The organism is Alkalicella caledoniensis (genome assembly GCF_014467015.1).
GTDB lineage: Bacteria > Bacillota > Proteinivoracia > Proteinivoracales > Proteinivoracaceae > Alkalicella > Alkalicella caledoniensis.
In genome coordinates this window covers 3,538,208-3,564,377 of sequence record NZ_CP058559.1, presented here as the reverse complement: position 1 = coordinate 3,564,377, position 26,170 = coordinate 3,538,208, and the positions used below count along the sequence as shown (strand labels likewise).

At 35.4% G+C, this 26,170-nt stretch carries 35 protein-coding genes; all 35 read right to left on the bottom strand.

What is annotated here, in order from left to right:
• Nucleotides 1-5 precede the first annotated feature (5 nt).
• The 35 genes from HYG86_RS17535 to HYG86_RS17365 all read right to left on the bottom strand — a co-directional run bounded on the left by HYG86_RS17535 (nucleotide 6) and on the right by HYG86_RS17365 (nucleotide 26,152).
• Nucleotides 6-182 (bottom strand): hypothetical protein, encoded by a 177-nt coding sequence (locus HYG86_RS17535; protein ID WP_213166844.1) that lies wholly within the window; start codon nucleotides 180-182, stop codon nucleotides 6-8.
• A complete protein-coding gene (gene frr / locus HYG86_RS17530; RefSeq protein ID WP_213166843.1) occupies nucleotides 182-739 on the bottom strand; it encodes a ribosome recycling factor in 558 nt (185 codons plus the stop codon). Before frr ends, HYG86_RS17535 begins: the two co-directional genes overlap by 1 nt.
• A complete protein-coding gene (pyrH, locus tag HYG86_RS17525; RefSeq protein WP_213169359.1) occupies nucleotides 732-1,496 on the bottom strand; it encodes a UMP kinase in 765 nt (254 codons plus the stop codon). The genes frr and pyrH overlap by 8 nt, the downstream gene beginning before the upstream one ends.
• A gap of 79 nt (nucleotides 1,497-1,575) precedes the next feature.
• Nucleotides 1,576-2,223 carry a translation elongation factor Ts gene (gene tsf / locus HYG86_RS17520; RefSeq protein WP_213166842.1) on the bottom strand — a complete coding sequence of 216 codons (648 nt, stop codon included), beginning with the start codon at nucleotides 2,221-2,223 and terminating at the stop codon, nucleotides 1,576-1,578.
• 97 nt (nucleotides 2,224-2,320) lie between these two features.
• Nucleotides 2,321-3,013: a 30S ribosomal protein S2 gene (gene rpsB, locus HYG86_RS17515; protein WP_213166841.1), complete on the bottom strand. Its 693-nt coding sequence runs from the start codon at nucleotides 3,011-3,013 to the stop codon at nucleotides 2,321-2,323.
• A 227-nt stretch (nucleotides 3,014-3,240) separates the two neighbouring features.
• Nucleotides 3,241-3,807, bottom strand: coding sequence for a hypothetical protein (locus HYG86_RS17510; protein ID WP_213166840.1), 567 nt, complete (start codon nucleotides 3,805-3,807; stop codon nucleotides 3,241-3,243).
• 67 nt (nucleotides 3,808-3,874) lie between these two features.
• Nucleotides 3,875-4,270 carry a hypothetical protein gene (locus HYG86_RS17505; protein ID WP_213166839.1) on the bottom strand — a complete coding sequence of 132 codons (396 nt, stop codon included), beginning with the start codon at nucleotides 4,268-4,270 and terminating at the stop codon, nucleotides 3,875-3,877.
• Nucleotides 4,270-4,695: a DUF6115 domain-containing protein gene (locus HYG86_RS17500; protein ID WP_213166838.1), complete on the bottom strand. Its 426-nt coding sequence runs from the start codon at nucleotides 4,693-4,695 to the stop codon at nucleotides 4,270-4,272. The genes HYG86_RS17505 and HYG86_RS17500 overlap by 1 nt, the downstream gene beginning before the upstream one ends.
• Nucleotides 4,696-4,713: 18 nt before the next feature.
• Nucleotides 4,714-5,028, bottom strand: coding sequence for a hypothetical protein (locus HYG86_RS17495; protein ID WP_213166837.1), 315 nt, complete (start codon nucleotides 5,026-5,028; stop codon nucleotides 4,714-4,716).
• A gap of 17 nt (nucleotides 5,029-5,045) precedes the next feature.
• Nucleotides 5,046-6,449, bottom strand: coding sequence for a flagellar assembly protein A (locus HYG86_RS17490; RefSeq protein ID WP_213166836.1), 1,404 nt, complete (start codon nucleotides 6,447-6,449; stop codon nucleotides 5,046-5,048).
• A gap of 14 nt (nucleotides 6,450-6,463) precedes the next feature.
• Nucleotides 6,464-7,219 carry a sigma-70 family RNA polymerase sigma factor gene (locus HYG86_RS17485; RefSeq protein ID WP_213166835.1) on the bottom strand — a complete coding sequence of 252 codons (756 nt, stop codon included), beginning with the start codon at nucleotides 7,217-7,219 and terminating at the stop codon, nucleotides 6,464-6,466.
• A gap of 12 nt (nucleotides 7,220-7,231) precedes the next feature.
• On the bottom strand, nucleotides 7,232-7,729 hold the full coding sequence (locus HYG86_RS17480; protein WP_213166834.1) for a chemotaxis protein CheD: 498 nt from the start codon (nucleotides 7,727-7,729) through the stop codon (nucleotides 7,232-7,234).
• Nucleotides 7,722-8,339, bottom strand: coding sequence for a chemotaxis protein CheC (locus HYG86_RS17475; RefSeq protein WP_213166833.1), 618 nt, complete (start codon nucleotides 8,337-8,339; stop codon nucleotides 7,722-7,724). Before HYG86_RS17475 ends, HYG86_RS17480 begins: the two co-directional genes overlap by 8 nt.
• 12 nt (nucleotides 8,340-8,351) lie before the next feature.
• Nucleotides 8,352-8,810, bottom strand: a complete 459-nt coding sequence (locus tag HYG86_RS17470; protein WP_213166832.1) for a chemotaxis protein CheW — start codon at nucleotides 8,808-8,810, stop codon at nucleotides 8,352-8,354.
• A gap of 15 nt (nucleotides 8,811-8,825) precedes the next feature.
• The gene (locus HYG86_RS17465; RefSeq protein WP_213166831.1) at nucleotides 8,826-10,775 is read right to left on the bottom strand and encodes a chemotaxis protein CheA; all 1,950 of its coding nucleotides are present in this window, start codon (nucleotides 10,773-10,775) and stop codon (nucleotides 8,826-8,828) included.
• A complete protein-coding gene (locus HYG86_RS17460; RefSeq protein ID WP_213166830.1) occupies nucleotides 10,762-11,145 on the bottom strand; it encodes a flagellar brake protein in 384 nt (127 codons plus the stop codon). The genes HYG86_RS17465 and HYG86_RS17460 overlap by 14 nt, the downstream gene beginning before the upstream one ends.
• Nucleotides 11,146-11,155: 10 nt before the next feature.
• Nucleotides 11,156-12,007, bottom strand: a complete 852-nt coding sequence (locus HYG86_RS17455; protein ID WP_213166829.1) for a MinD/ParA family protein — start codon at nucleotides 12,005-12,007, stop codon at nucleotides 11,156-11,158.
• Nucleotides 12,004-13,140 carry a flagellar biosynthesis GTPase FlhF gene (gene flhF / locus HYG86_RS17450; protein WP_213166828.1) on the bottom strand — a complete coding sequence of 379 codons (1,137 nt, stop codon included), beginning with the start codon at nucleotides 13,138-13,140 and terminating at the stop codon, nucleotides 12,004-12,006. The genes HYG86_RS17455 and flhF overlap by 4 nt, the downstream gene beginning before the upstream one ends.
• Nucleotides 13,137-15,182: a flagellar biosynthesis protein FlhA gene (gene flhA / locus HYG86_RS17445; RefSeq protein WP_213166827.1), complete on the bottom strand. Its 2,046-nt coding sequence runs from the start codon at nucleotides 15,180-15,182 to the stop codon at nucleotides 13,137-13,139. The genes flhF and flhA overlap by 4 nt, the downstream gene beginning before the upstream one ends.
• A 16-nt stretch (nucleotides 15,183-15,198) precedes the next feature.
• Nucleotides 15,199-16,287, bottom strand: coding sequence for a flagellar biosynthesis protein FlhB (gene flhB, locus HYG86_RS17440; protein ID WP_213166826.1), 1,089 nt, complete (start codon nucleotides 16,285-16,287; stop codon nucleotides 15,199-15,201).
• A 6-nt stretch (nucleotides 16,288-16,293) separates the two neighbouring features.
• Nucleotides 16,294-17,073, bottom strand: a complete 780-nt coding sequence (fliR, locus tag HYG86_RS17435) for a flagellar biosynthetic protein FliR (RefSeq protein ID WP_213166825.1) — start codon at nucleotides 17,071-17,073, stop codon at nucleotides 16,294-16,296.
• Nucleotides 17,074-17,075: 2 nt separating this feature from the next.
• Entirely contained in the window at nucleotides 17,076-17,348 is a 273-nt protein-coding gene (gene fliQ / locus HYG86_RS17430; protein WP_213166824.1) for a flagellar biosynthesis protein FliQ, read from the bottom strand.
• Nucleotides 17,349-17,362: 14 nt separating this feature from the next.
• A complete protein-coding gene (gene fliP / locus HYG86_RS17425; RefSeq protein ID WP_213166823.1) occupies nucleotides 17,363-18,130 on the bottom strand; it encodes a flagellar type III secretion system pore protein FliP in 768 nt (255 codons plus the stop codon).
• A complete protein-coding gene (locus HYG86_RS17420; protein ID WP_213166822.1) occupies nucleotides 18,130-18,513 on the bottom strand; it encodes a flagellar biosynthetic protein FliO in 384 nt (127 codons plus the stop codon). The genes fliP and HYG86_RS17420 overlap by 1 nt, the downstream gene beginning before the upstream one ends.
• Before the next feature lie 3 nt (nucleotides 18,514-18,516).
• Complete coding sequence (locus HYG86_RS17415) at nucleotides 18,517-18,879, bottom strand: response regulator (RefSeq protein ID WP_213166821.1); 363 nt, start codon at nucleotides 18,877-18,879, stop codon at nucleotides 18,517-18,519.
• Between the two features lie 20 nt (nucleotides 18,880-18,899).
• On the bottom strand, nucleotides 18,900-19,994 hold the full coding sequence (fliY, locus tag HYG86_RS17410) for a flagellar motor switch phosphatase FliY (RefSeq protein WP_213166820.1): 1,095 nt from the start codon (nucleotides 19,992-19,994) through the stop codon (nucleotides 18,900-18,902).
• Nucleotides 19,987-20,982, bottom strand: coding sequence for a flagellar motor switch protein FliM (fliM, locus tag HYG86_RS17405; RefSeq protein ID WP_213166819.1), 996 nt, complete (start codon nucleotides 20,980-20,982; stop codon nucleotides 19,987-19,989). The genes fliY and fliM overlap by 8 nt, the downstream gene beginning before the upstream one ends.
• Nucleotides 20,983-21,014: 32 nt before the next feature.
• Nucleotides 21,015-21,470 carry a flagellar basal body-associated FliL family protein gene (locus tag HYG86_RS17400; RefSeq protein ID WP_213166818.1) on the bottom strand — a complete coding sequence of 152 codons (456 nt, stop codon included), beginning with the start codon at nucleotides 21,468-21,470 and terminating at the stop codon, nucleotides 21,015-21,017.
• 38 nt (nucleotides 21,471-21,508) lie between these two features.
• Nucleotides 21,509-22,231 carry a flagellar motor protein MotB gene (locus HYG86_RS17395; protein WP_213166817.1) on the bottom strand — a complete coding sequence of 241 codons (723 nt, stop codon included), beginning with the start codon at nucleotides 22,229-22,231 and terminating at the stop codon, nucleotides 21,509-21,511.
• On the bottom strand, nucleotides 22,218-23,015 hold the full coding sequence (locus tag HYG86_RS17390) for a motility protein A (RefSeq protein WP_343064149.1): 798 nt from the start codon (nucleotides 23,013-23,015) through the stop codon (nucleotides 22,218-22,220). Before HYG86_RS17390 ends, HYG86_RS17395 begins: the two co-directional genes overlap by 14 nt.
• A gap of 3 nt (nucleotides 23,016-23,018) precedes the next feature.
• On the bottom strand, nucleotides 23,019-23,222 hold the full coding sequence (locus HYG86_RS17385) for a flagellar FlbD family protein (protein WP_213166816.1): 204 nt from the start codon (nucleotides 23,220-23,222) through the stop codon (nucleotides 23,019-23,021).
• Between the two features lie 59 nt (nucleotides 23,223-23,281).
• Entirely contained in the window at nucleotides 23,282-24,091 is an 810-nt protein-coding gene (gene flgG / locus HYG86_RS17380; protein ID WP_213166815.1) for a flagellar basal body rod protein FlgG, read from the bottom strand.
• 81 nt (nucleotides 24,092-24,172) lie between these two features.
• Nucleotides 24,173-24,541, bottom strand: coding sequence for a TIGR02530 family flagellar biosynthesis protein (locus HYG86_RS17375; RefSeq protein WP_213166814.1), 369 nt, complete (start codon nucleotides 24,539-24,541; stop codon nucleotides 24,173-24,175).
• Complete coding sequence (locus tag HYG86_RS17370) at nucleotides 24,534-24,989, bottom strand: flagellar hook capping FlgD N-terminal domain-containing protein (RefSeq protein ID WP_213166813.1); 456 nt, start codon at nucleotides 24,987-24,989, stop codon at nucleotides 24,534-24,536. Before HYG86_RS17370 ends, HYG86_RS17375 begins: the two co-directional genes overlap by 8 nt.
• An 11-nt stretch (nucleotides 24,990-25,000) precedes the next feature.
• On the bottom strand, nucleotides 25,001-26,152 hold the full coding sequence (locus tag HYG86_RS17365; RefSeq protein WP_213166812.1) for a flagellar hook-length control protein FliK: 1,152 nt from the start codon (nucleotides 26,150-26,152) through the stop codon (nucleotides 25,001-25,003).
• Nucleotides 26,153-26,170 lie beyond the last annotated feature (18 nt).

Below are 26,170 nucleotides of genomic sequence, written 5' to 3'. Positions count from 1 at the left end.
ATAGTTTAGATTTGTTTCATAACATACACAGTGTATTTATTGCTCTCTACTTTTTCCTTGACTACACGCCAAGGTTGGTCAGTATCATCTCCAAGTTCTTCTAAGTAAACTACCTCGAACTCTATATTATCCACTGACCCGAGCTCTTTAGCCTGCTCTAAGGTAAGTGCAACAAAGTCCATTATACTTCCATCACTTCTTCTTCTTTTTTAAGGATTATACCATCAATTTCTTTTATAAATGTGTCCGTAATTTTTTGAATTTCATCTTGTGCTCTTCTGCTATCATCTTCTGAGATTTCATTATCCTTTTCTAGCTCTTTTACCATATCGTTTCCATCTCTTCTAATATTTCTGATAGCAACTCTTCCCTCTTCACCTTTTTTCTTGATTACTTTAACAAGTTCTCCTCTTCTTTCTTGGGTTAACTGAGGAAAATTAAGTCTGATTACTGATCCATCGTTGTTAGGTGTTATTCCGATATCAGACTTTAAGATGGCTTTTTCTATGTCGGGAATCGTTGTTTTGTCCCAAGGCTGTATAACTAATAGTCTAGCCTCTGGAGCTGAAACCGTTGCCATCTGAGAAATTGGAGTTGGTACTCCGTAGTATTCAGGCATAACTTTGTCTAATATAGATACATTTGCTCTTCCTGCCCTAAGGGATGCTAAATCTTTTTTCAGTGATTGGACAGCCTTACCCATTCGATCTTTCACATCAGTATAAATATCGTTAAGCATTTTTATCCCCCCTGATTATTGTTCCTATTTTTTCTCCCATTACCGCCCTTTTAATATTACCTTCTTCAGATAATGCAAAGACGATAAGAGGAATATTATTATCCATGCAAAGAGAAGTTGCTGTGGAGTCCATTACACCAAGCCCTCTTTGTAATACTTCAATATAGCTTAGTTCATCAAATTTTTGTGCATCATGGTTAGTTAGTGGGTCACTGTCATAAACGCCATCTACTTTCCCTTTTGCCAAAAGAATTGTTTCGGCACCTATTTCTGCAGCCCTTAATGCAGCTGTGGTGTCAGTTGAGAAGTAGGGGTTTCCTGTACCTGCAGCAAAAATAACTACTCTACCCTTTGAGAGATGGTTAATAGCACGCCTTCTTATGTATGGTTCAGCTATTTGACGCATTTCAATGGCTGTCTGCGCCCTTGTAATAACTCCTATTGATTCTAAAGCATCCTGTAGTGCCAGTGAGTTCATGGTTGTTGCAAGCATGCCCATATAGTCTGCTGTAGCCCTTTCCATACCCTTATGGCTAGCCGTTGCACCACGCCATATATTTCCTCCACCTACTACGATAGCAATCTCCACACCAATATCTTTTACTTCTTTTATTTGTTTAGCAATTATTTTAAGCATTTCATTATCAATACCATAACCTTGGTCACCTGCTAGGGCTTCGCCACTTAGCTTAAGTATTATTCTTTTATATTTTGACACTTTGGTCCCCCCTATAATTATTCTACGTATAAGATGCATTTCCTTCATATTATACCACAGTCTTTAAAATATAAAAACTCTTAAAAAAGAGCACAATTTTTTGTGCTCTTTTTTTGAATTATTTAACTTGTGATGCCTTCATAACTTCTTCAGCGAAGTTTTCTACTTTTTTCTCGATTCCTTCGCCAAGGTTAAATCTAGTGAACCTACGGATGGACATATTTTCTCCGATTTTAGCTATTTTCTCATTTAATAACTGTTGAATAGTTACATCTGGGTTTTTTACGAATGTTTGTTCTAGCAGACAGATTTCTTTATAGTATTTTTCAACTCTACCTAGTACCATTTTTTCAGCGATATTAGCTGGTTTGCCTTCATTGATAGCCTGAGCCATAAGAATTTGCTTTTCTTTTTCTACAACTTCTGCAGGAACTTCTTCCTTACTAATATATAGAGGGTTAGAAGCCGCTATGTGCATAGCAATGTCTTTAGCAAGTTGTTGGAATTCTTCGTTTTTAGCAACAAAGTCAGTTTCACAGTTTACTTCAACAAGAACACCAATTTTCCCACCATGTATGTAAGCTTCAACAAGACCTTCAGCAGCAATTCTGCCAGATTTCTTAGCAGCAGCAGCTAGTCCTTTTTCACGTAAGTATTCAGCTGCCTTTTCCATGTCACCGTTCTTTTCAGTTAAAGCTTTTTTGCAGTCCATCATTCCCGCACCAGTTTTTTCTCTTAATTCTTTTACCATTTGTGCAGATACCATGAGTATCCTCCCTTTCTATTTAAAGATATTCATTAAAAAAGGTAAGAGCTTAGCCAAAGGACAAACCTCCGTCGTTACCCTTACCTTTTTATGTTTCTTATTCTTGTACTCCTTGGTTGCCTTCTAAAATAGCGTCGGCAATTTTCGAAGTAATTAGGCTAACAGCACGGATAGCGTCGTCATTACCAGGTATTACGTAATCAATTTCATCTGGATCGCAGTTAGTATCTACGATTGCTATGATTGGGATACCCAATTTTTTAGCTTCAGCCACAGCGATTCTTTCTTTCCTTGGATCTACGATAAAAATCGCATCAGGAATGCCTGGCATATCTTTAATACCAGCTAAGTACTTGTTAAGCTTTTCCATTTCTAGGCGAAGTTTAATTACTTCTTTCTTTGGAAGAACTTCAAAAGTCCCTTCTTCTTCCATTTTCTCAAGCTCCCTTAGTCTTTTAACTCTTTTACCAATAGTATCAAAGTTAGTCAACATTCCACCTAACCATCTTTGGTTTACATGGAACATACCAGCGCGAGCAGCTTCAGAAGCAACTGCCTCTTGAGCTTGTTTTTTAGTACCAACAAAAAGGATTTTACCACCTTCAGAAGCAACTTCTTTAACAAAGTTATACGCTTCGTCGATTTTACCTACAGTCTTTTGTAGGTCAATAACGTAAATTCCGTTTCTTTCAGTGAAAATGTAAGGAGCCATCTTAGGGTTCCAACGACGGGTTTGATGTCCGAAATGAACACCAGCTTCAAGTAATTGTTTCATTGAAATAATAGCCAATTTTATTGACCTCCTCTCTGGTTTTTTCCTCCGCTTAAAATTTACAAGTGTTCAACCTAAATTCATAGGACCAGCACACTTATATTTTAAACGTGTGTTTTTACAACAATCGTAGTATAACATATTAGTTTCCAAAAAACAACTTTTTTATAGTAATAAAATGAAAAAATCATTAAAAATAATCCAGTAAATTCCATTAAAAGTTTTTGCTTTAACTTCTTATAATTTTAATCAGTAGCATTAATAACTACAGGTATTGCGTCTTCTTCTTCGTAGGACAAAGAAACAGTCACTGGTATTTTTAGGGGCCTTATGGGGTTGAGGGTAAAAACTCTATTATTTATGTTGCCATCCATAAAATCCACAAACTTTAATTCAACGTCTTTAGACATGTTTTCAGCTATTATTGTTTCATCTAACCCCTCTAGAAGCTTTAACATGGCCACTTGCACTTGTCCTTTGAAAACGTCTTCAATTGCTTTTATTGAGTCTGCAGGCAGGGGATATTCTACATCCCCTAGTTTTATACTGGCATTTTCCATTTTACCTGTCATCTCTGTATCAATTATGTATGGGATCTCTGCTTTGAGTTCATTGATGTACAGAGGAAGCTGATATTCAACTATTGAAACAACCTCTTCCTTAATAACTGCTGGAATATCTTTTACACCTATGGTTACTGAAATACCTGATTTGGTGTAGTAGATACCCATAGAAACCAAAATGATAGCAAATATAATCATCGTAGTAAATACACCTAGTAAATAAGAAGACAAACTAATTTTTTTTAACATTATTAACCACCTCTATTAGTTTAATATTATACCTAACAAAGGGGTAATTATGTCATAAAATAAAAAATTAGTTTGTTAAAATTAAGATTATTTCTTCTGTTGATAAGTTTTCATTTAGCTGGAAGGTACCATATTTTATGTGGTTTGCAACATCTAACTGAGAAATTTTAAGTAAAAATTTTTCACCGTCAAATCCATGTGAGGTTAGAATTTCTGATATCTTAGAAGCACTGATATTTGGTGGAATCTCTATCTCTACAGTTTTAGGTTCAAAGCTTGAAATTTCCCTCATTATTTCAGATCTTATTTCTTCCTCTATTTCCTGGGGAAAAACCATTCCCAGCTCTTTAGCTTCAGTTATTATGCGAGTCTCATCATAATTTGGCATCTCTGATTGTACTAGTGTAAATATAAGTAAAGTCACGATAATTCCCGAGCCTAATCCTATTAATAACTTACCCATTATTTATCCCTCTCTAGCTTTAGAAGTGAAACTATCGTCTCCACTTCACCTACTCCACGGTTAAGTTTAATGGCGATTTCCCTTGGCGACAAACCTTCTGTGTACAAATCATAAATATCTTTATGTTTTGTAATCAGTTTATTCTTAGTCCTAGTAGATTCTTTATTTTCTTCAGATTCATGTTTAAGTGCAGCTACTTTAAGTTCTATGCTTTGAATAGCATGCTCTGTTTTTAACTCAATTTGATTTAAAGAGTCATTAAGGATATTTTTTAAAGAGTAAGATATTTCATGATGTAATTGTTCTATTTCACTATAATTGTTTTGATTATTATAGCTTTGTTCCGAACTCTTTTCCCTGACCGTTATGAATATTCCTATGATTACAGTAGTTATACCAATTGCAAGCAGTATATCGTTTAGCATTTAGTCACACCTTACCTCTTATATGTTTATATCTATATATCTTCCCCGCGAAGGATCAAAGACATGTTTAGTATTTCGTTTCTCTTTATTGTCTTTGTTTTGAGTATCTTGTTGATTATCTTGATTATGAGAATCTTTTTCTTTGTTGTTCTTTACGTTATTACTCTCAGATTTACTAGTCTCAACTACTTGGCGTTGTTTATTTTTTGTATTTTGTAGAGACTGTTGTTGTGCAAATTGCTGATTGAATTCACTTCCTTGATTGTTTTGAACCTTATTTACTTCTCCACTTTTAGGTATAGATATTTGTAAGTCTATAGGCCTAAAACCCATAACTTTCACCTCTTAACTTATGAGATCGTTATTTCTCCATCACTAGCAAGGGTAAATGTTGATGTGGATAATATATCTGATATATTGCGATTCTTAGTACCTATTGTTAGTCGTACCCCTGGGTATACAGTCTTATGTCCTTTTATGGAGCCGCTTGCGGATGATAGTAGTTTTTCCATTAGCTCTTGTTGCTCGCTTTGTAGTGTTTTAATTGATTCATCTAAATGCTTTGTTGTAAACTTTAATCTTATTAACAGACCTTTTTGTTCCGGTGGAAGGTCTTTGCCTATTTTTAGTAGTTGTTCTTGCTTTACGCCCAAAATCCTTTGGGCCTGCTTAGCTTTTTTATTTTCATCTATCTTCTGGTTTAAATCTTTAGCAAGGCTTTGTAGCCTTTCCCTAAGTTCCGGGTTTACTCCTACTTCAAGCTCAGTGACAGTAGCTAGGTGGGAACCCATTGTTTTAGACTGTATTTCTTTACCTGCACTAATTAAACCACCGACTAATAAACCTTTACCTTCAACGGCGATAATTTTTTCTTTAGCATAGGCTTTGCTGTGCATTATAGCATCTTTCACTATTATTGAACCGCCTGCTCTTATTTCACAGTTTTCAATGTAGCGGGCTACTACGTTTCCACCTGCATCCACTTTACCTTTATTACGCCCCTGTATCCCCCCAGATACTGTTAGGTTACCTTTGCATACAATAAAGGAACTGTCCACATAACCTCTTACTGTAACATCGCCATGGGCTATGACAGTGAACCCATCTTTCACTGCACCGTTTACGATAACATTCCCTACAAAATCAATATTTCCTGTCTTAAAATCAACATCTTTTACTTCTAAAACTTCAAATACATTAATAGAATTTTCTCCAAAGGAAACCTGACCATTTATAAGAGCAATGATTTCACCTGTTGTTTCATTATATTTGATGTTTTTACCATGGGGTATCTTCGGGTTTTTCCCTTGCTTAAAGGGGATTATGTTTCCTTTAACGTCTTTTCCATCAGTTCCATCCTTAGGTCCATGTACCACTGCAAGTTTATCATTTTCGTATACATTTGTAACTAAGCCTAGATTATAAAAGTCTACTCGCCCATCGTTTAGTACAAGAGGCTTTCCGTCTTTTTCTTCTTTAGATAAAATTTCTATATAGCCGTCTGTACCGTCTATTGGGGCAAAACCAGTGGCTATGGTTATTTTATCTAATCCTGTAGATGTTTGAATTAGCTCTATAATTTCACTTTCATTACTATTAAGGACAATACCCTTCTTTTCTATTTCTTGAAGGACGTCTGTAATTTCAGATTCAGTAAGGTCTAATCCCATTTTATCCATTTCAAGATAAGCCTCTAATCCATCCTTTGAAAAAGTTATTGTAAAGTCAAAGCCATGAACATTTTCTTCTACCAAGAAAATCAACTCCTTTAGCTACTTTTTCTTCGGTTCTTATTTAGAAAACCCCTCAGTCTAAAAATTGCTTTACTGTGAATTTGTGATATCCTCGCTTCACTTAGTTGAAGTATTTCAGATATTTCTTTAAACGTTAGTTCCTCGTAATAATATAGGGAAAGAACTATTTGTTCCTTCTCCGATAATTTCTTTATTGCTGTTGTAAGCTGTTCAGTCGCCTGATTATAAATAAGTTCCTCAAGGGGGTTAACCTGGGTGTGGTCAGGTATATTATCGATAAGTCTTTCATTTTCATCATCTAAGTTCATAAAGTTATCAAGATAAATTAAATTACTTTGACTTGCAAACATTTGTATTTTTTTTAAGCGTTTCTCATTTACATTGAGTATTTTCATGAGACTTTCATCAAGTATTGGTTCATCTGTAGCAGCTAATTGCTGGTATGCAAGTTCCAGTTCTTTAATGCTTGATTTGACATCCTTGGGAATCCAGTTTGATTTTCTTATAATATCAATTATTTGCCCTCGTATGCGTGTACTGGCATAGGTCTCAAACTTTATGCCAAGCTCAGGGTTGAATCTTTCTATGGCCTCTAAAAGACCCACTATCCCCCAACTGTTTAAATCATCTTTGTCCAGTTGTCCGAATTTATCCCCAACACATAGTCTTCCAACTATTATTTTAACGAGGCTACTATATTCTTCAACTAATTTATTTTTTGCTTCTGCTGAACCTTGTCTATAAAGACGCCATAAACTGAGATTCTCCATAGAACCACACCTTTAAAGTATTTTTGTTCCATTATCTACGCTACGTATAGAAAGATCACCAGTATCTAGGTCAAATTCTATGGTTCTACCATAGTTTCCACCTACATCTTCAGCTACAAGTCTAATACTGTGCTTTAATAAATCCTCTTTTACTGCCTCAATGTTCCGATGTCCTATTTTCATTATTTCACTGCCACCTGCAAAGGAAAACATCTGAGCACCACCTGCAATTTTTGCTATCAGATTTTTCCTATTAACACCCAAGTCAGATAATCTTTTAAGTAATTCATTAATGGCAGTGTCAGAATACTTACCAATTACAGTTGTAGCTTGCCTTGCACTTTTACTATCAGGCAGCATGACATGGGCCATACCGCCAACTTTTGCCTTTGCGTCATATACACAAACCCCTACACAAGATCCGAGGCCTGTGGTTTTTAAAGTGTCTGGAGATTTAGACACACTCAACTCTGCCATTCCTACTTTAATCACACTTTTATCTTTAAGCATTTTCCACACCGAAGTAACTCATGAGCTTTTCAAAGGCCTCGATTTCTGGAATGAAGAAAAAATTTCCAGATACATCCTTCCCCCCATGAGTAAACGTAGTTTTAATAAGTAACGCTTTATCCCCAATTTCCCCCATTTGGATAAGAGGTAAACTCAATGCAGCTTCGGCCATATCAATTGATAGGGCTGGCACTGATGGATACATATTTTGTTGTGTGAAGTTTGATAATGCTGTTAAGTAGGCTCCGCAGAGAATGTTGCCAATTTCTGTAAGGGCAGAAGTTTGATAAGGATCAAGTTTAGAGAAGTTTATATCTTCTTCCTTTAATAAAAAGTCAAGAATAAATTTAACTGAAGTTAAAGGTAACATAAGAAGCATGTTGCCAGGTAATGATCCGTCTACTCTAAAATAGATAGAGGCAACTACCATGTCTTCTCCGCCTACAAAATCCATTGCTTCCTGAAAAGATACTAAGCTAACTTCAGGTACATTGAGACCTATTTGGTCAGAGACAATACTAGAGAGGGCAGTTGCTGCGTTTCCTGCTCCTATGTTACCAAGCTCTTTTAGTAAGTCTAGTTGGATTGGTTTTAACGAATAGTCAAACACCTTACCCCCCCTTTACATTTCTTGTATTTCAATAATCTCTTCTTTGTTTAGAATTTTTAGTAAGTCTAGTATAATTATTAGTCGGTCTTTAAGTTTACCTACACCACTAATAAATTTATTATCAATTGAATCTATTACAGAAGGAGTTGGTTCTATATCCTCAGAATTTATTGTTATAACATCGTTTGCCGAGTCTACAATAAGTCCTACCTTTAATTCCTCCATATGTACAACTATGATCCTTGTGTTTTCATCATGGTTTTTTTCTTGAATGTTAAATCTTTTCCTTAAATCTACTACGGGAACAATACTACCTCGCAAGTTACATACACCTTCCACAAAACTAGGAGTCTTAGGTACTCTAGTGATTGGAAGCATTCTTTCAATACCTTGTACCTTTAAGATATCGATACCATAATCTTCTGTTTCAAGCTTAAATATTACAAACTTTTGTTCATTATTTACTGCCATATATATCCCTCCTTATTAATTGAAAAACAGTGAGTTTGTATCAAGTATAAGTATAACCTCTCCATCTCCTGAAATGGTGGCTCCTGCAAAACCTCTAATATTAGCCAAGAAATCTCCAAGGTGCTTAATAACTACTTCTTGTTGACCTATTAGATTATCAACAATTAAGCCAATTTGTCTATCACCTTTTTTGACAACAACCATAGATAGTTCTTGTTCACGGTCAGGCTCTGTATCTAAGACGTTAGCTAAATCTAGTAGAGGGAGCACAGAGTCCCTAAACATTAAAACTTCTTGTTGACCTACCTTTTTAACTGATTTTTTGTCAAATGCTGCCGTCTCTACAATTGAAGATAATGGTATAGCATATTTTTCTTCTCCTACACTAACTAAAAGACCTTGTATTATGGCCAGTGTTAAGGGTAGATGTATGGTAAATGTTGTACCTTTGTTTAGCTCTGTATATATTTCGATTCCTCCACCCAAAGATTCAATTGAGGTTTTTACAACATCTAGTCCTACACCCCTACCAGACAAGTCAGTTACAACATCTTTTGTACTAAATCCCGCCTCGAATATTAGTTGAAGAATTTGTTGTTCGTCCATGGTAACCATATCGTTTTCAGAGATCAAGTTTTTCTTCACAGCAGATTGGGCGATTTTGTTTGCGTCAATACCTTTACCATCATCGCTCACTTCTATGAATACTTCATTACCGCTTTGATATGCTTTTAGTGTAATTTTACCTTGTGCATTTTTTCCATTTTTAGTTCTATCTTCTTTACTTTCCAAACCATGGTCTATTGCATTTCGAATTAGATGCACTAATGGGTCACCAATTTCGTCAATAATTGTTCTATCAAGCTCTGTTTCTTTACCTATAATAGTCAGTTCAACTTCTTTTTGGAGATCCTTTGCCGTATCCCTAACCATACGTGGAAACCTACTGAAAACCCTGTCAATTGGAACCATTCTAAGACTCATTACAATGTTTTGGAGTTCTGTTGTTATTCTATGTAGTTGTTCTAAACCCTCAGTTACCATGGATTGATTTTGATTATTCACACTTTGGTTGAGGCCAGTTTTATTAATTACTAGCTCTGATACTAAGTTCATTAAAGAATCTAGTCTGTTTAAGTCAACCCTTATTGTTGCCTGACTTTTAGCTTGGACAACTTGTTGAGATGGATTATTTTGTTTTTCCACAGGAGTATTGGTATCTTTGCTTTGTGGTTCTATTTTCACATCATTATCCACCAACGTGATCTGAGCACTATTAACCTCAGGCACTTCACTTACCTTTTCCACCTCTGCTTGACTTTCTTTAGTGATCAACCAAATTTCAAAGGTTTTGTCAAATTTCTCATCCTCAAGCTGTTGAACAGTGGGCATAGTCTTTACTATTTCTCCCATTGCTTCTAATTCTTTATATACCATAAAGGCTCTAGCAGATTTTAATAAGCAATCTTCATTTAATTCCACAGCTATGTGATAAACACTAAATCCTTGAGCAAAAGCATTACTAATCACATACTGCTCGTAGTCATTGATGTCTGAAGTTGTTTTTTCAACTTGCAGACTCACTTCTACTGAGCCGGGCTTTTCATCAAACTCTTTAAGGATCGATAAATCAATGGGATCATTTTTACCTGTTTTTATATTATTTAAACCCTCAGAAAGGAAATCAAACGCCTTAAATAGTGTATTTAATGAATTAGTGCTTAAGGTTTTAGTCCCATTTCTTAATTCATCTAAAAAATTTTCAATACCGTGAGTTAGATCTGCGATTGACTGAAAACCCATTGTAGCAGACATTCCTTTTAATGTATGCGCAGCTCTAAATATTTCGTTTATAGCTTGTACATCTGTAGGGTTTTTCTCTAGTTCAAGTAAACTATCGCTTATTATCTGTATGTTCTCCTCACTTTCTTCAAAATAGATTGGCAGATAATTATTCAAATCCATTAGTACCACCTCCTAATTTTTTCATTACTTTTTCTTTTCTTTGAACGTTAAAAATAAACTGAACTAATTTATCTTGAGTTTTTTCGTCGATATAAACAAATTCCAATCCATATAAGTAATGATTTTCTAGTTTTTGTTTACGCACAATCTTACCCAAAACTAAAATTAAGCTTTTTCCATCATTAATTTTAACTTCCAAGAGTTGGTCAAGTTCTACGTCTTCCTCAGATGAAAAACTTAGACCTCCTCCGCTTAAATCCTTAAGCACCCCAATCATGGGATTAGATATGGCTTCTATGGATTCAGGATTAAGTATGACAAAATCAAAACTTAAATTGTAGTTCAGCCGATAAAAATTCCTCTTTTCCATCAAAATCCCCCTATCTTAGGAAAAAAGATCCAAATAAACTGATAATTCCCCTCTTTTTGTCTCCATGTTCAATACCAATAATCTTATTTGCTAGTATTCTTATATCCTTACTTGCAGAACACTCTTTGTATGCTTGTGAGTACGGTTTTTGCATCTTTACAGCTTTTTGCACTTGACTGTCATCAGATATGTGACCAACATAAACAGGCTTTTGGTGTAAAAATGATTCCGATACTTTTATAAGTTTATTTGCTGTTACTTCCCCCTCTTTTGAGTTAGTAGCTCTGTTAACTACAATATTTATTTTAATATCTTTATCTTTTTTATATAAAGATTTTAACAGGGCATATGCATCAGTAATTGCTGTAGGTTCTGGGGTGGTTACCATTAAAACCTTGTCAGCTATAAGACAAAAATCTGTAACGCTTTTTGTTATGCCGGCACCAGTATCAAAAATAATGTAATCATATCCTAATATCTTCTCAAGCTCTAGGTTTAGCTTCCTACGCTCTATATTCTCGATTAAGTCACTATCAGTAAATGCTGACCCTCCGGAAATTACATCCATATTCTCAGCTACATTTTGTATTATGGTCTCAATATTTTGCATCCCATTAAAAAAATCAAACAAAGTATATTTTGAATATATACCAAGGAGAAGGTCTACGTTAGCTAGCCCAATGTCTACATCGATAAGGAGAACTTTTTTTCCAAGGGAAGCCATTGACAAGGCTAGATTAACACTTGTATTGCTTTTACCAACTCCACCTTTTCCACTGGTAACAGTTATTACTTCTGTATTATTATATTTAGCCTGGGATTTTAGTTTTAGTTCCCTGAGTCCATGGGCCTGATCTATCATTGAACATCACCAGTATTGTTATCTAGTATTTTAGATACGATCTGGCTACTGTTTAACACAACTATATCTTCGGGAACACTCTGACCAGTTGTGTAGTAAAAAACAGGTAGTTTGAACTCTGTGATAATGTTATAGATATTTCCATAGGTTTCTACTTCATCTAACTTTGATAATATTAATCCCTTTGGCTCAAATATTTTAAATGTGTTATATATGGGTAGTAAGTCTTTAAAATTTGTCGATAGACTAAACACTAAAATAGTCTGATCTAAAGCCAAGGTATCAAAATATTTTTTCAGTTCTAGAAGTTGTTCAGTGTTTTTATGGCTTCTTCCCGCTGTGTCAATAAATACTTGTTCTTTATGATTTAAGGCCGACATGGCCTCTGCGTATTCATTTACTGTATTTGCCACAACCACTGGAACATCAAGTATATCACCGTAAATTTTCAATTGTTCTGTGGCTGCTATACGGTAATTATCCAATGTTATAAATCCTACATTTTTTTGTTTATTTAAAGCTGAGTGTGCAGCTATCTTTGCTAAAGTGGTTGTTTTCCCAACACCAGTAGGGCCCACTAGAGCAATACTATAATTTCCGCTAATTTCCTCAGGTTTTGCTATTGTTTCCAGCTCATTTACCATTATATCTCTTAACCCATCTATTAAAAATGCGTTAATTTTGCTATCACTGGTATACATCTTTTGTAGCTTTTGGATCAGTTTTTTAGCTTTACCTTCAATAATTCCTTGTGATACCAGTTTTTTGAAAAGCTTTTCATATGCCTCAGGAAAATTAGTTGATACATTGCTTAAGTCTGAAATTACGTTTTGTAGTAGTTTTTGATTTTCCCTAAGCTCGTTTTTAATCATTTCTAATTCGTTGTTTTTTACGTGATGTTCCACTTCAGTTGTTGTTACAGGTTTTGCCTTGATTTTGCTTTCTTGTGTTACCGTACTTGTTTTGTTATCTGCTGCTGCCAAAACTTCAAAGTGATACTTACCAAAAAGACCTTTAATTCCTTTTGCTTTAACTTTATTGGTACTTATAATAATTGCGTCTTTACCTAAATCTCTAAGTATGGCTGGTTTAGCTTCTTCTAACTTATTTACCATGTATCTTCTTACTCTCATATTTTCACCGTCCCAATAACTTGAACTTCTAGTTTAATATCCAATTCACTATATGAGACAACTACTAAATGAGGGAAACTAGTCTCAACTAGGCGTTTAAAGTAAAATCTGACCAAGGGAGCCGCCAAAATGATAGGTTGATAACCATCACTTAAGGACTTTTCATATACATCTCTCAAGTTATTAACTATAAGTTGAGTGTTTGAAGGGTCTATTGATAGGTAATTTCCATGTTCAGTTTTTTGGATAGATTCTTGAATAAGCTGCTCGATTGATTGATCTAAAGTAATTACAGATAAAGGAGTACCAAACATTTTTAATGTATTAGATATCTGTCTTGCTAAGCCTTGCCTTACGTATTCTGTAAGTGTATCTGGATCTTTCGTAAGGGGTCCATAATCTGCAAGCTCTTCTAATATGGTTGTTAGATTTTTGATGCTAACACCTTCCCTTAAGAGATTGCTAAGAACCTTTTGAATATCACCAACACTTAAAATGGATGGAACCAATTCATCCACAACAGCCCCACTTGTTTTTTTGATGTTATCTAAAAGTGACTTAACTTCTTGCCTTCCTAGTAGTTCGTGGGCATGATTTTTAATTATTTCAGTCAGATGTGTAGCTATAATAGAAGGAGGATCAACCACTGTATATCCCTTAGCTTCTGCATTTTCCCTGTCATTAGTGGAAATCCACAGTGCAGGCAAACCAAAGGCCGGCTCAGTTGTTTGAACTCCTTGAATCTCCTCTGTTGCTGTCCCTGGGTCCATGGCCATTAGTTTTGATGGCTCTACGGTGCCCTGGGCTACTTCTAAGCCCTTTATTTTTATACAGTAATCATTAGAAGGTAGTTGTATATTGTCCCGAATTCTAATTATTGGAACTACTAACCCTAGATCCGAGGCCACTTGGCGTCTTATCATAATAACCCGGTCTAATAGGTCACCACCTTGCTCCTGATCAAAAACCGATATTAATCCATAACCAAATTCTAGCTCTAAAGGATCTACGTGCAACATATTGTAAACCATTTCAGGTTTACCCACTTCTATATCCTCTGTAGTCGAAGCAACTTGTTCTTGGGCTTCGCTTAGAAGTTGATTTTTTTGTTTTCTAGATACAGTGAATGCTAAGGTGGCCAAAATGGCTGCCATCATTAAAAAACCTGTAGGGGGTAGCCCAGGAATTAAGCCTAAAAAAGCCAATAAGCCAGATATTAAGAAAAGTATCTTCGGGCTAGAAAAAAGTTGTCTTGTTACTTCTTCTCCTAAGTTGTTTTCAGATGCTGCTCTGGTCACCATAATACCAGTGGATGTTGAAATTAAAAGTGCAGGGATTTGACTAACTAACCCATCACCTATGGATAGTAAAGAAAAAGTGCTCAATGAATCACCAAAGGATAATCCCATGTTTATCATACCAATAACTAATCCACCAACTAGGTTGATAAAGGTGATAATTATACCAGCAATTGCATCGCCTTTAACAAATTTACTGGCTCCATCCATGGCTCCGTAGAAATCTGCCTCCCTTTCCACGGTTCTCCTTCGTATTTTTGCCTCTTGATCTGTTATAAGGCCAGCATTTAAGTCGGCATCAACAGCCATCTGCTTTCCAGGCATAGCATCTAAGGTAAACCTTGCTGCAACCTCTGCAACCCTTTCAGCACCTTTTGTAATTACAAGAAACTGGATAAGTACTAAAATAGCAAAGATAATGAAACCTACTATGATTTCTCCACCAACTACAAAGTTACCAAAGGCATTAATGACTTTAACCCTTTCACCATTACCTAGCAAAATAAGTCTGGTAGAAGAAACATTTAATGCTAATCGAAATAACGTAGTTATTAGCAATATCGAAGGAAGTATAGAAAATTCTAATGGTTCTTTTATATACATAGTAACCAGTAGAATTGTCAAAGCCAAAGAAATATTAAGTATTAATAGGAAATCAAGTAATCCTGGAGGTAGTGGAATTATCATCATCATAACAATAAGCACTACTAGAAATATAAAGCCATATTCTCCTATTTTGTTCATGAAGAAACCACTCCCACTATATGTTAACTGCTCTGCCTTTTACTTTATATACAAACGCTAAAACTTCAGCTACTGCTTTAAAAAATTCAAAAGGGATCTGTTCCCCAATTTCTACTACTTTATATAAGCTTCTTGCTAAGGCCACATCTTCGTAAAGAACTATATTGTTTTCCCTAGCAACTTCTTTTATCTGCTGAGCCACAAGGTCTTGGCCCTTGGCGATTACTGTGGGTGCTTGTCCAGAGTTTTGATCGTACTTTAATGCAATGGCAAAGTGAGTAGGGTTTGTGATGATAACATCAGCGTTTGGGATATCTTGCATCATCCTACGCCTTGCCATCATCCTTTGACGCTCTTTAATCTTGCTCCTGATTAAAGGATCACCTTCCATTTGTTTATACTCATCTTTTATCTCCTGTTTACTCATCTTTAAATTCTGTTCAAATTCCCACCAGCTATACAAGTAATCAAGTAATGCAATAAACACCATTACTCCACCGCTTAATAAAGCTACCCTAAGGACTGTATCACCAATTTTTAGAAGTGCCACTAAAAAGTCCATTTCTATAATATCAGGCAAATTGTTTATGTGGTTTCTAATTATCAGGTAGACCACATAACCTATGGCAGATATTTTTAGGATAGACTTTACCAGCTGAACTAAACTTTTTTTAGAAAATAGTTTCTTGAACCCTTCTATGGGGTTTAATCTATTAAATTTCATTTTAAGTGGATCCGTTGTAAACAGTGACCCAACTTGAAGGTAGTTAATTATTATCCCTATTGCCATAACTGCAATTCCAATAGGTGCAAAAAGGTAAGCGAATTCTTCTATTGCAAGTAAGGCCAATTGAAGGGCACTGGTAAAGTCTATCTCTGTATGAATTAAGTTTACAAGGACAAATTCTATTAATCCAATTAACCTTTCAAACATAAAAGGTATCCAAAATCTCAGCACCGAAAAGGTTACCAGTAATGTAAATGCTGAACTAATTTCTGGTGACTTTAGTACCTGGCCCTTTTTTCTAGAGTCCTGCCTTTTTTTGGGAGTCGCCTTTTCTGTTTTTTCTTGGGAGAATAGTTGAAGATTAAAGTTAAAGGTCATTTTATATTAACCGCCTAGTATTTGAATAAATTGATAAATATTAGAATGTAGCCTTTCGAAAATGCTCATTATCAATCTTATATATAAAGGAAAGGTAATTATTAAAACCGATAAGCCTATTATAATTTTCAAAGGGATACCCACCACAAAAACATTCATTTGTGGTACTGTTCTTGCAACAATTCCCAAACCTACGTCTACAATAAACAAAGTACCAATTATAGGTAACCCTATTTGTAAGCTTATTACAAATAATTCTAAGAATAACCTTATGATAAAGATAAGTACATTTTCACCAATAGCTACAGTTCCTACTGGAATAAGCTCCACACTTTTAAATAAACCGTCTATTAACATGTGATGGCCATTAACTGTAAGTAGTAATAATAGTGCAAAAACATATTTAAAATTACCTATTATGGGAACTGGGTTCCCAAATTGTGGGTCCACAACGTTTACTATACCAAAACCCATTTGGACGTCAATGAATTGACCTGCAAATTGTATGGCAGTGAATGTCAGCATTGTTATATACCCTATGGAAAGTCCCACAAAAAGTTCTGAAAAAACTGATAAAATTATGGTTAAATCTATTTGCTCTAATGTAACACCTACGCTATGCATAGGTGTTACCAATAGGCTACAACCAATGGCAAGGCCAACTTTTAAATGATTAGGAACATTCTTACCCCCAAAAACAGGTGATCCCAAATAAAGACCTGTAAATCTAACTGTCAGAAGCAAGAAGGTGTAAAAGTTACTGTTAACTATGTCTAGTAATTCCATTTTTACAACCCTATGATATTTGGGATGTTTGTAAATAGCTCTACAGTGAAGTCAACTACTAAATTAAGCATCCACGGTCCAAAAAATATAATGGACACTAAAACAGCTATTATTTTTGGTACAAAGGTTAAAGTTTGTTCCTGTATTTGTGTGGTAGCCTGTAATATACTGACTAAAAGCCCAACAGCTAATCCTAAGCCTAACATGGGTGCTGCAAGTAGCAAAATCATTGTCAGTGCTTCTTTACCTAAGTCTATGACATATTCTGGACTCATTTTTATTTCCCCCTTTAAAAGCTGTGAAGTATGGACCTTATAACAAGGTTCCATCCATCAGCTAATACAAATAATAGGATTTTAAAGGGTAAAGAAATCATAACCGGCGGTAACATCATCATACCCATTGACATAAGGGTACTAGCCACAACCATATCTATTACTAGAAAAGGTATAAAGATAACAAAACCTATCTGAAAAGCCGTCTTCAGTTCACTTATGACAAAGGCTGGTATTAAAACAAGTGTGGAAACGTCTTCTTGAGTCTCAGGTTGCTCTCCACCAGAATAATTCAAAAAAAGTGCTATATCCTTTTCCCTTGTGTTGTTGAACATGAATTCTCGAACTGGGTCTAGTGCAAATTCTACAGCTTCTTCTTGGGAAATTTCATTGTTTAGATATGGTTGCAATGCGTTTTCATTTACCTCTCCCCAAACTGGAGCCATAATGAAGAACGTAATAAAGATAGCAAGACCTACTAAAACCTGGTTAGGTGGCATCTGTTGTGTGGCTAAGCCATTTCGCACAAAGGACAATACAATAATTGTTCTTGTAAAAGATGTCATAAGAATTAAAATTGCAGGGGCCAGAGATAGGATAGTAAGTATAAACAATATTTGCAAACTTGTTGCAATCTCCTGGGGGTCATCTGAATCATCTACACCTATTTGTATAGAGGGTAGGGCCACTTCATGGTTTATAGCGTATGAAACTGGTGAAAGGGAAAGTAGGACAATTATAGCCACAATTGTAATAAGAAGTCCCCTTTTAATTATTGACATTACATTTCCTCTCCCTTTGTACCTTTAGTTAGCTTGGATATTTGGTTAGATAAAATCTTTGAAAAATCTTGCCCCGTAAAATTTATAGAACTTACATCCTCTAAGTCATTTAGTATCTCTATTTCTTCGGGGTCAGTAATTTCTTTAAGAAGATTAACATTCTCACCTAAACCAATTACATAATAACTTTTTACAATTTTAACGATGTACACACCTTTGTTGGGACTTATTGCAAGTCCACTGATAATTTCCATAGAATTATTAGATGTGGCAGTCATTTTTTTATTTACAAACTTTATAACAAATACAGCTAACAGTACCAGTATGATTAGTATAGTAAGGAATAAAAACCCCTGAAGCATTAATTTTATGGAATCTAACATTTTTTAACTTACCGCTTTTTTAATAGCCTCTAAAACTCTATCGTTTTGGAATGGCTTAACAATAAAATCCTTAGCTCCTGATTGAATAGCGTCAATAACCATGGCTTGCTGACCCATTGCTGAACACATAACTATCCTAGCACTAGGATCAAGCTTCTTTATCTCTTTAAGGGCTGCTACCCCATCCATCTCCGGCATGGTGATATCCATAGTAACTAAATCTGGTGTTAGCTCCTTATACTTTTCCACAGCTTCTGCACCATTTGCAGCTTCCGCTACAACATCGTAACCATTTTTAACTAATATATCTTTAATCATCATTCTCATAAAAGCAGCATCGTCAACGATCATAACTCTTTTACTCATAATTTATCCCTCCATTATTTTTATTGTAGTTTTTGAACTCTTTCCATTGGTGTCAAAATATTGGTAATCCTTACGCCGAAGTTCTCATTTATAACAACAACTTCTCCTTTTGCGATAACCTTACCATTTGCTAAAATATCAAAGGTTTCACCAGCCATTTTATCAAGTTCAATAATAGAGCCTGTACCGAAAGATAAGATATCTTTGATCTTCTTTTTGGTACGACCTAATTCAACTGTTATCTCTAGTGGAACATCCATAATAAGCCCTATGTTATGATTATGGGTTTGATTTTGTGTTGTGTCAAGCTCACTAAATTGTGCCATCTGGTAGTCCACAGTGTTTGCTACATTAGGACTACTTTGTGTTTCACTGAAAACTGCTTGTGGTTCTGTGTGCCTCTCTTTTGTATTAGTAGGCGTGGGGGTAGTCTGTTTCACATGGGATACCTCCTCTATGTTGCCAGTTAACATACTAACTAGTTCCCTGAAAAAGTCCAAAGGAAGCAGTTGCATAATCACACTATCAATAAGGTTGCCAATAACCATCCTAAAGGCAACTTTGACAACTAATTCTTCTGATGAAAGCACTCCATTGATTGTGCTTTCTGACAGATCTATGGTTTGGGTTATGGGCGGTGATATATTAACCATTTTACCAAATATGGTGGATAGTGCAGTTGCAGATCCACCCATCATTTGATTCATAGCTTCTGAAACAGCACTTATATCTATCTCAGTTAGCTCATCTCCTTCTGGTTTACCATCGCCACCCATCATTAAGTTTGCAATTATTTTAGCATCATGTTGTTGGATTATAAGGACATTTGCTCCATCGATCCCCTCGGTATAGCTTACCTCAACTTGTAAACATGGTGCTGGATGATCTTCGGAAATTTTATTTTTGGATGTTAATTCAACATATGGAGTGGTTATCTCAACCCGTTGATTTAATAGTGCTGATAGACTGGTAGCAGCAGAGCCAAAAGAAATATTGCCTATTTCTCCAATTGCATCCTTCTCCCAGTCAGTTAGTTTAGTTTGTCCTGAGTCCTCTGCTTTGTAATCTGCAGACAAAAGAGCATCAATTTCTGCTTGTGTTAGAATCTCACTCATTATCCCACTCCTCTCCTTCAATGGTTTCAGTTATTTGAATGGCTAATTTATTCTTTATTAACCCTGGTGATCCTAAAAATTTAAGTTTCTCTTTTACATATACTGCTAGATGCTCTGAAGTAGCTTTTTCAAGTGTAATAACATCACCTACTTGAAGTTCTAGCATATCTTTAACGGAAACGTTAGCCTTACCCAGTTCTACAGAAACAGGCAGTGGTGTTCTCTTTAGACCCGCTTCCACGTATTGTTGGTTAGGTGCCTCTTTTTCCGTAGATTGCTGAGAAAACCAAAAATGAGCGCTGAGGTTATCTATCAAGTTCTCTAGTGAAATAAAAGGTATACAAAGGTTCATAAAACCTTCTGCATCACCTAATATGACCTTTAGAACAATTACAGCAACAGTTTCATTGGGTGAGACTATTTGCAAAAACTGAGGATTGGTTTCAAGTTTCATAGTCCTAGCTTTTAGATTACAAACGTTGAACCATGCATCGTTTAATGTAAGTAGTAATTTATCAGTAACCATTTTTATAATACGTTGTTCTATTTCTGATAAAGGCCTTCCTTCTTTCAAAGTTCCTCCAGGACCGCCTAATAATCTATCTATGATTGCAAATGATATATTGGGGTTTATTTCCAATAAGGCTTGTCCAGCCTCTGAGTTCAAAGAAAAGAGGTTTATCACAGTAGGGTTCGGAACTGATCTGATAAATTCTTCATATGTGGTCTGGTCCACTGAAGCCACAGATACTTGCACGACATTTCTAAGGCTAGCGGAAAGATAAGAGGTTGTAAGGCGAGCAAAGTTTTCATGTATCATTTGTAAAGTTCTAGTTTGATCCTTAGAAAACTTATTGGGCCTTCTAAAATCATAAACCCTTACTTTGCTTTTTTCTTCTTCCTTTTTAACTTCTTCTACATCTATTTCGCCCGTAGACAATGCAGATAATAATGCATCGATTTCCGATTGGGATAGTATCTCTGACACTTAGCTCACCTCCTTAAAGTAGGTTGTTAGGATTATTGTACTATGAACTCTTTAAAATATATATTTACGACTTTATGTGACAAAAATTGTTCTATACCTACCTTTAATTCTTCACTCAATGCCTTTTTACCTTCTTCTCCCTTTAATTCGTCAGCAGTTTTCGACCTAAGAATTGAAAGGATTTGGTCTTGTAGTTGAATATATCTTTCTTCTATTTGAGCAATAGCTTTATTATCGTCTACTTCCACAGAAATTTCAACCCTTATTATTCTGTTTCGGTTAGTGTCCCTTAAATCAGTTGTAAAGGCACCTAATTGTACTGTTTTTCCAGTAAATTCAACTATTTCTTTATCATTATCAACATTGACCTCCTTTGGTGCCACAACCCTTGTGGCAATGATAAATGATATCGCAGCTGAAAGAACTATCAATATCACACCTACGATAATCAGGAAGCTTAAGTTGAATAATGTATACTCTTTCTCCATATTTAACATCTCCTTTGAGCATGACTAAAAATCAAAATTTAATCGGCACTACTCCTAAGTACAATAATATTTACCCTTCTATTTGCTTGACGTCCTTGGGGTGTTTCATTAGTGTCTATGGGCCTATATTCTCCAAAACCTAACGCACCAAGTCTTTGAGAGTCAATACCTTTTTCCTCAAAGTGTTTAACAACTGATATTGCTCTACCTGCTGATAACTCCCAGTTTGAAGGAAATTGCACGGTATTTATTGGTATTGTGTCCGTATGTCCTTCTATATGTATCTCATTATCTATCTCTTGGAAGATACCAGTTAACTTATCAAGAAGTTCCATTGCGCTAGACTTTATATCGGCCCTACCTGGGGCAAAAAATATACCATCACTAAACCTTATTTCCACACCTTTAGGCTCAATCCCTATAAACACCCGGTCTTCTAGACCATAGTCATTTATAAGTGAAAGGATTTGTTCATAAGTACTTATAAACTCTTCGTCAATCTCTTCCCCTTCATCTAAGGGTGGTTCTTCTTCTTTGGGAATATTGTCCAATTCGTCTGGACTAATAATTTTTCCACCATCTAACACTCCTGAAAAAGACTGGTTAAGTGATGTGACTAGTTGCTGAAATTTTTGAGCATCTATGGTGGAAAAAGAGTACAACATAATAAACATACACAGTACTAACGTTATAACATCACTATATGTTAAAAGCCAATTGTCTTGGCCTACACTTTCATCTTTAGACCTACGCCGCCTCATTTTCATTAACCTCAGTATTTTTATTAAAGCTTTCCCTTTCATTAGGGGCTAAGAAAGCTTTTAGCTTTTCTTCTACAATCCTTGGGTTCTCCCCTGCTTGAATAGACAAAAGGCCCTCTATGACAACTTCCTTTAGTAGGATTTCTTCACTACTTTTGACCTTTAGCTTCGCTGCCATGGGGTTGAAAAAAAGGTTCGATAGGATTGTTCCATAGAATGTGGTAAGTAGTGCCACTGCCAGACCAGGTCCAATGGTTTCGGGATTGTCTAAAGTTTCTAGCATTCGTATAAGACCAATTAAAGTACCAGCCATACCGAAAGCAGGTGCATAAGATCCCATCGTTGAAAAAATTCCACGACCTTGAGCGTGCCTATCTTCTAAGAAAGATAATTCTGTTTCTAGTATATTCCTTACTAAATCAGGATCTGTTCCATCAACTACAAGTTGTACACCTTTTTGCATAAATGAATCATCGAGATTTGCTATTTCATCTTCTAGGGAAAGTAAACCTTCCCTTCTAGCTTTTTCTGAAAAGCTAACCATATTATTTATTATTTCAGATGAAGAAAAATTAGTTTTACTCATTGTCTTTTTAACGGTTTTAAATAGTTGTTTAATTTGGTTCATAGGGTAACTTACTATAGTTGCACTAATTGTTCCACCTAGTACTATAACTATAGAGGATGCAGAATAAAAACTCCCCAAGGGGCCTCCCATACGTATTGAAATCACAAAAAGTAAAATCCCACTACCTAATCCTATAATTGTTGATAAATCCAACATAGGTTACACCTCACTTTCACAGTATTTATAAGTTATTCTTCTTTTGTATGCTATGATTTTTGTGATAACTTCCTTTGTTTCTTCTTTTACCACCACTTTTTTTCCAGTAGTTAAGGAGATAACTGTGTCTGGTGTACTCTCAATAAATTCGATTAGTTCACAGTTAAGGTAGTACTTCTTGTTGTTTAATCTTGTTACTTCTATCAAAGTAATCCCACCTTTTTTATAAGTCCCCGCACCCTCTTAGGTGCGGGGATTTATAAAATTTATCGTTTTAGATTTACAAGCTCATTTAGAATTTCATCGGATGTTGTGATAATTCTTGAGTTAGCTTGAAACCCCCTTTGTGTTATTATCATATCTGTAAACTCTTGGGATAGGTCAACGTTTGACATCTCTAATGTACCAGGCATTATTGTACCCGTGTCATTAGCCCCAGGAATTCCTTCTAAAGCTACACCAGAGTTACTAGAAGGTATGTACATATTGTCACCTGTTTTCAAAAGTCCGCCAGGGTTATTGAACTTTGCTAACCCGATTGTCCCTATGTTTGTTAAAGTACCATCTTCTTCAACAACTGAAACTGTTCCAGTTTTATCAATGGTGAATATAGCATCTGATGGTATTTGAATTCTTCTGTCCTCAGTAGATAAAGTAGTGTCGCCAGAGAGTACATAGTATCCGTTAGTAGCAGATACTAAGTATCCATCAGCATCAAGATCAAAATTTCCAGCCCTAGTATAGAACTTGCTATCTCCATCAGAAATAACAAAAAAACCGTCCCCCTCTATGGCTAAATCTGTTCCCTTACCTGTAGATTGCAAACTGCCTTGGGTGTGGTTTACAGATACATTGGCAAGTGCCATACCTAGTCCTACTTGCATGGGGTTAGTACCACCCCTGTTAACTCCCGGAGCAGAAGCTCCTTGTAAAGTTTGACTAAAGATATCTTTGAAGTTTACTTGACTAGTCTTATATGCAACGGTATTTACATTGGCAATGTTATTACCAATAACATCCATTCTTGTTTGATGATTTCTTAATCCACTTACACCTGAAAACAATGACCTCAACATAAGTTTTTCCTCCTTTTAATATGTAGGTATATCTATCATTCAATACCTACTTCAGCCTCCTATATAAGGTCCAGCTGATTGTTACATAAATATTGCACTATCAATACCTGTAAAAACATTTTCCTTAAGATTTTCTTTATCCACTGCGGTGATTATAACTTTGTTCTTGGGATTTACAACGTAAGCTACATCATCTATAAACACTAGTGAGTCCCTACTCCCCTTTGAAACAAGCTTGTCCATGGCAGTGTTAATTTTGCATAAGGTTTCTTCACTTAGTTCTATACCTCGATGCTCAATTCTGTTAATTGCGTGCTTTGAAAAAACTAAATGGTTTAGTTCATGGCTGAAAACCTTTGAAAAATTATTGTCACTAGTTTGTTTTAACTTATTAGTATTTTGATTTCGGGTTAAGCTGTTAATTAGCATCGGATTGATGATTTTACTCATTCTCATCACCCTCCACTGCATTTTGCCCATTGTTAGAAGAATCCTTAGCTAGTGCAACAGTGTTCACTTTATTTAGTGGATAGAGTACAGAATCTACTTCCACCATAAACTCACCATCTTTTTTAGTTACCTTCTCAACTATCCCCTGTATAATTCCAGAGCTAGTTTCGATTTCTACATTCTTCCCTATCATACTAAAGGCATTGGAAGAGTCGAACCCTGTGCCAAGCATATATAACATCCATTGTATGTTCTCGTTCATATTTACCGTTTGCTCTAAGTTACTAAACTGAGCCATTTGTGCTATAAACTCAGTATCATTTGTTGGAGCCAATGGATCTTGGTACTTCATTTGTGTAACAAGGATTTTAAGAAAGGCTTCTTTGCCAAGTGTGTTTGGTGCTATTGTCTGTTGATTAGGATTGTAATTTGAGTTAGTTACCTTCATTCGTTCACCCCCTAAACTTTATAGTTATAATTTCCTTTGTCTGTTTCAAAGTATTGAATTATTTCTTCGTCTGTGGCTTGTTTTTGTTGAGATTTAGATGTTAAAGCAAAATGATTTTGAAAGTTTTGATCGCGAGTATCTTGACTTGTATCACCCATATTAAGATCTACAGAAACTTCTGTGTAGGTTCCTTCTTCAACAAACTTTTGTATTAAATCCTTTGCATTTTGTTGGAGGTGATTAAAAGCAGCTTCATTACTTGCAACAATTCTTACACTCAAGTCTCCCTTTAGCATCTCTAACTCAATTGTCACTTGCCCTAACTCCTCAGGGTAAAGTCTCATTGTGCCTGTGGTTAGCTCACCTTTTTTAAGGATGTTCATGTTTTTATAAGCTAACTGCAAAATAGATTCACCTAATTCTTCAATAGGTACTTGGATTAAGTTGTTAGTTGTGACCATATCTAGCTTTTCCATGTTAACTCTTATGTTAGGATCAACGGTAAGGGGTTGGAACTTTTCGTTTAACTGAATTTCCTCATTATCAAGGGGAAATTCCTTGCTCATATTCGCTACTAAATCAGTCCCATTGTTGTTCTTCCCATAAAATAAACTCTGATTTCCGTTGTTGATTCTAAAATTATTTAAATCTACAACTTTTTCATTGCCTGTTTTTACAGAAATTTCATTTTTAGGGTCGTAGTAATTATTTTTACTATAAAACTTTTGCTCAGGTTTTGAAAATGATTCTTTCATTTCCCCTTGAATCAAGTTCTTAACTAAGTCTTCTATGTTTTGGGAGTTGAGTTTTTCTAGGGTCGAATCCCCTGAATGTGTAACTTCACTGACTAACACCTTGATATCTTCTATAAATTTTTCTACATTTTCTTGGTTAGGAAAAACCTTATATGAAATTTCTTCTAATTTTTCTAAATCAATTTCTGGTAATCCCTTTGTTATAACCTCTGCAATATCATCTATAATAAGGTGTAGCTCTACTTGTTCATTGTTAACTAGCTCTTCCTCAGTTTGTGTGAGTTGCTGAGTTAATAAGTTAGAAAATGCTGCAAAAATTTTATACTCCTCGTCTGCAACTGGATTTTTATTGGTTTTACCATTCATCAGTTGCGATTCAAATGGCAAAAATCCATCTAGTATTTTCAATTTTCTCACCTCCTTTCA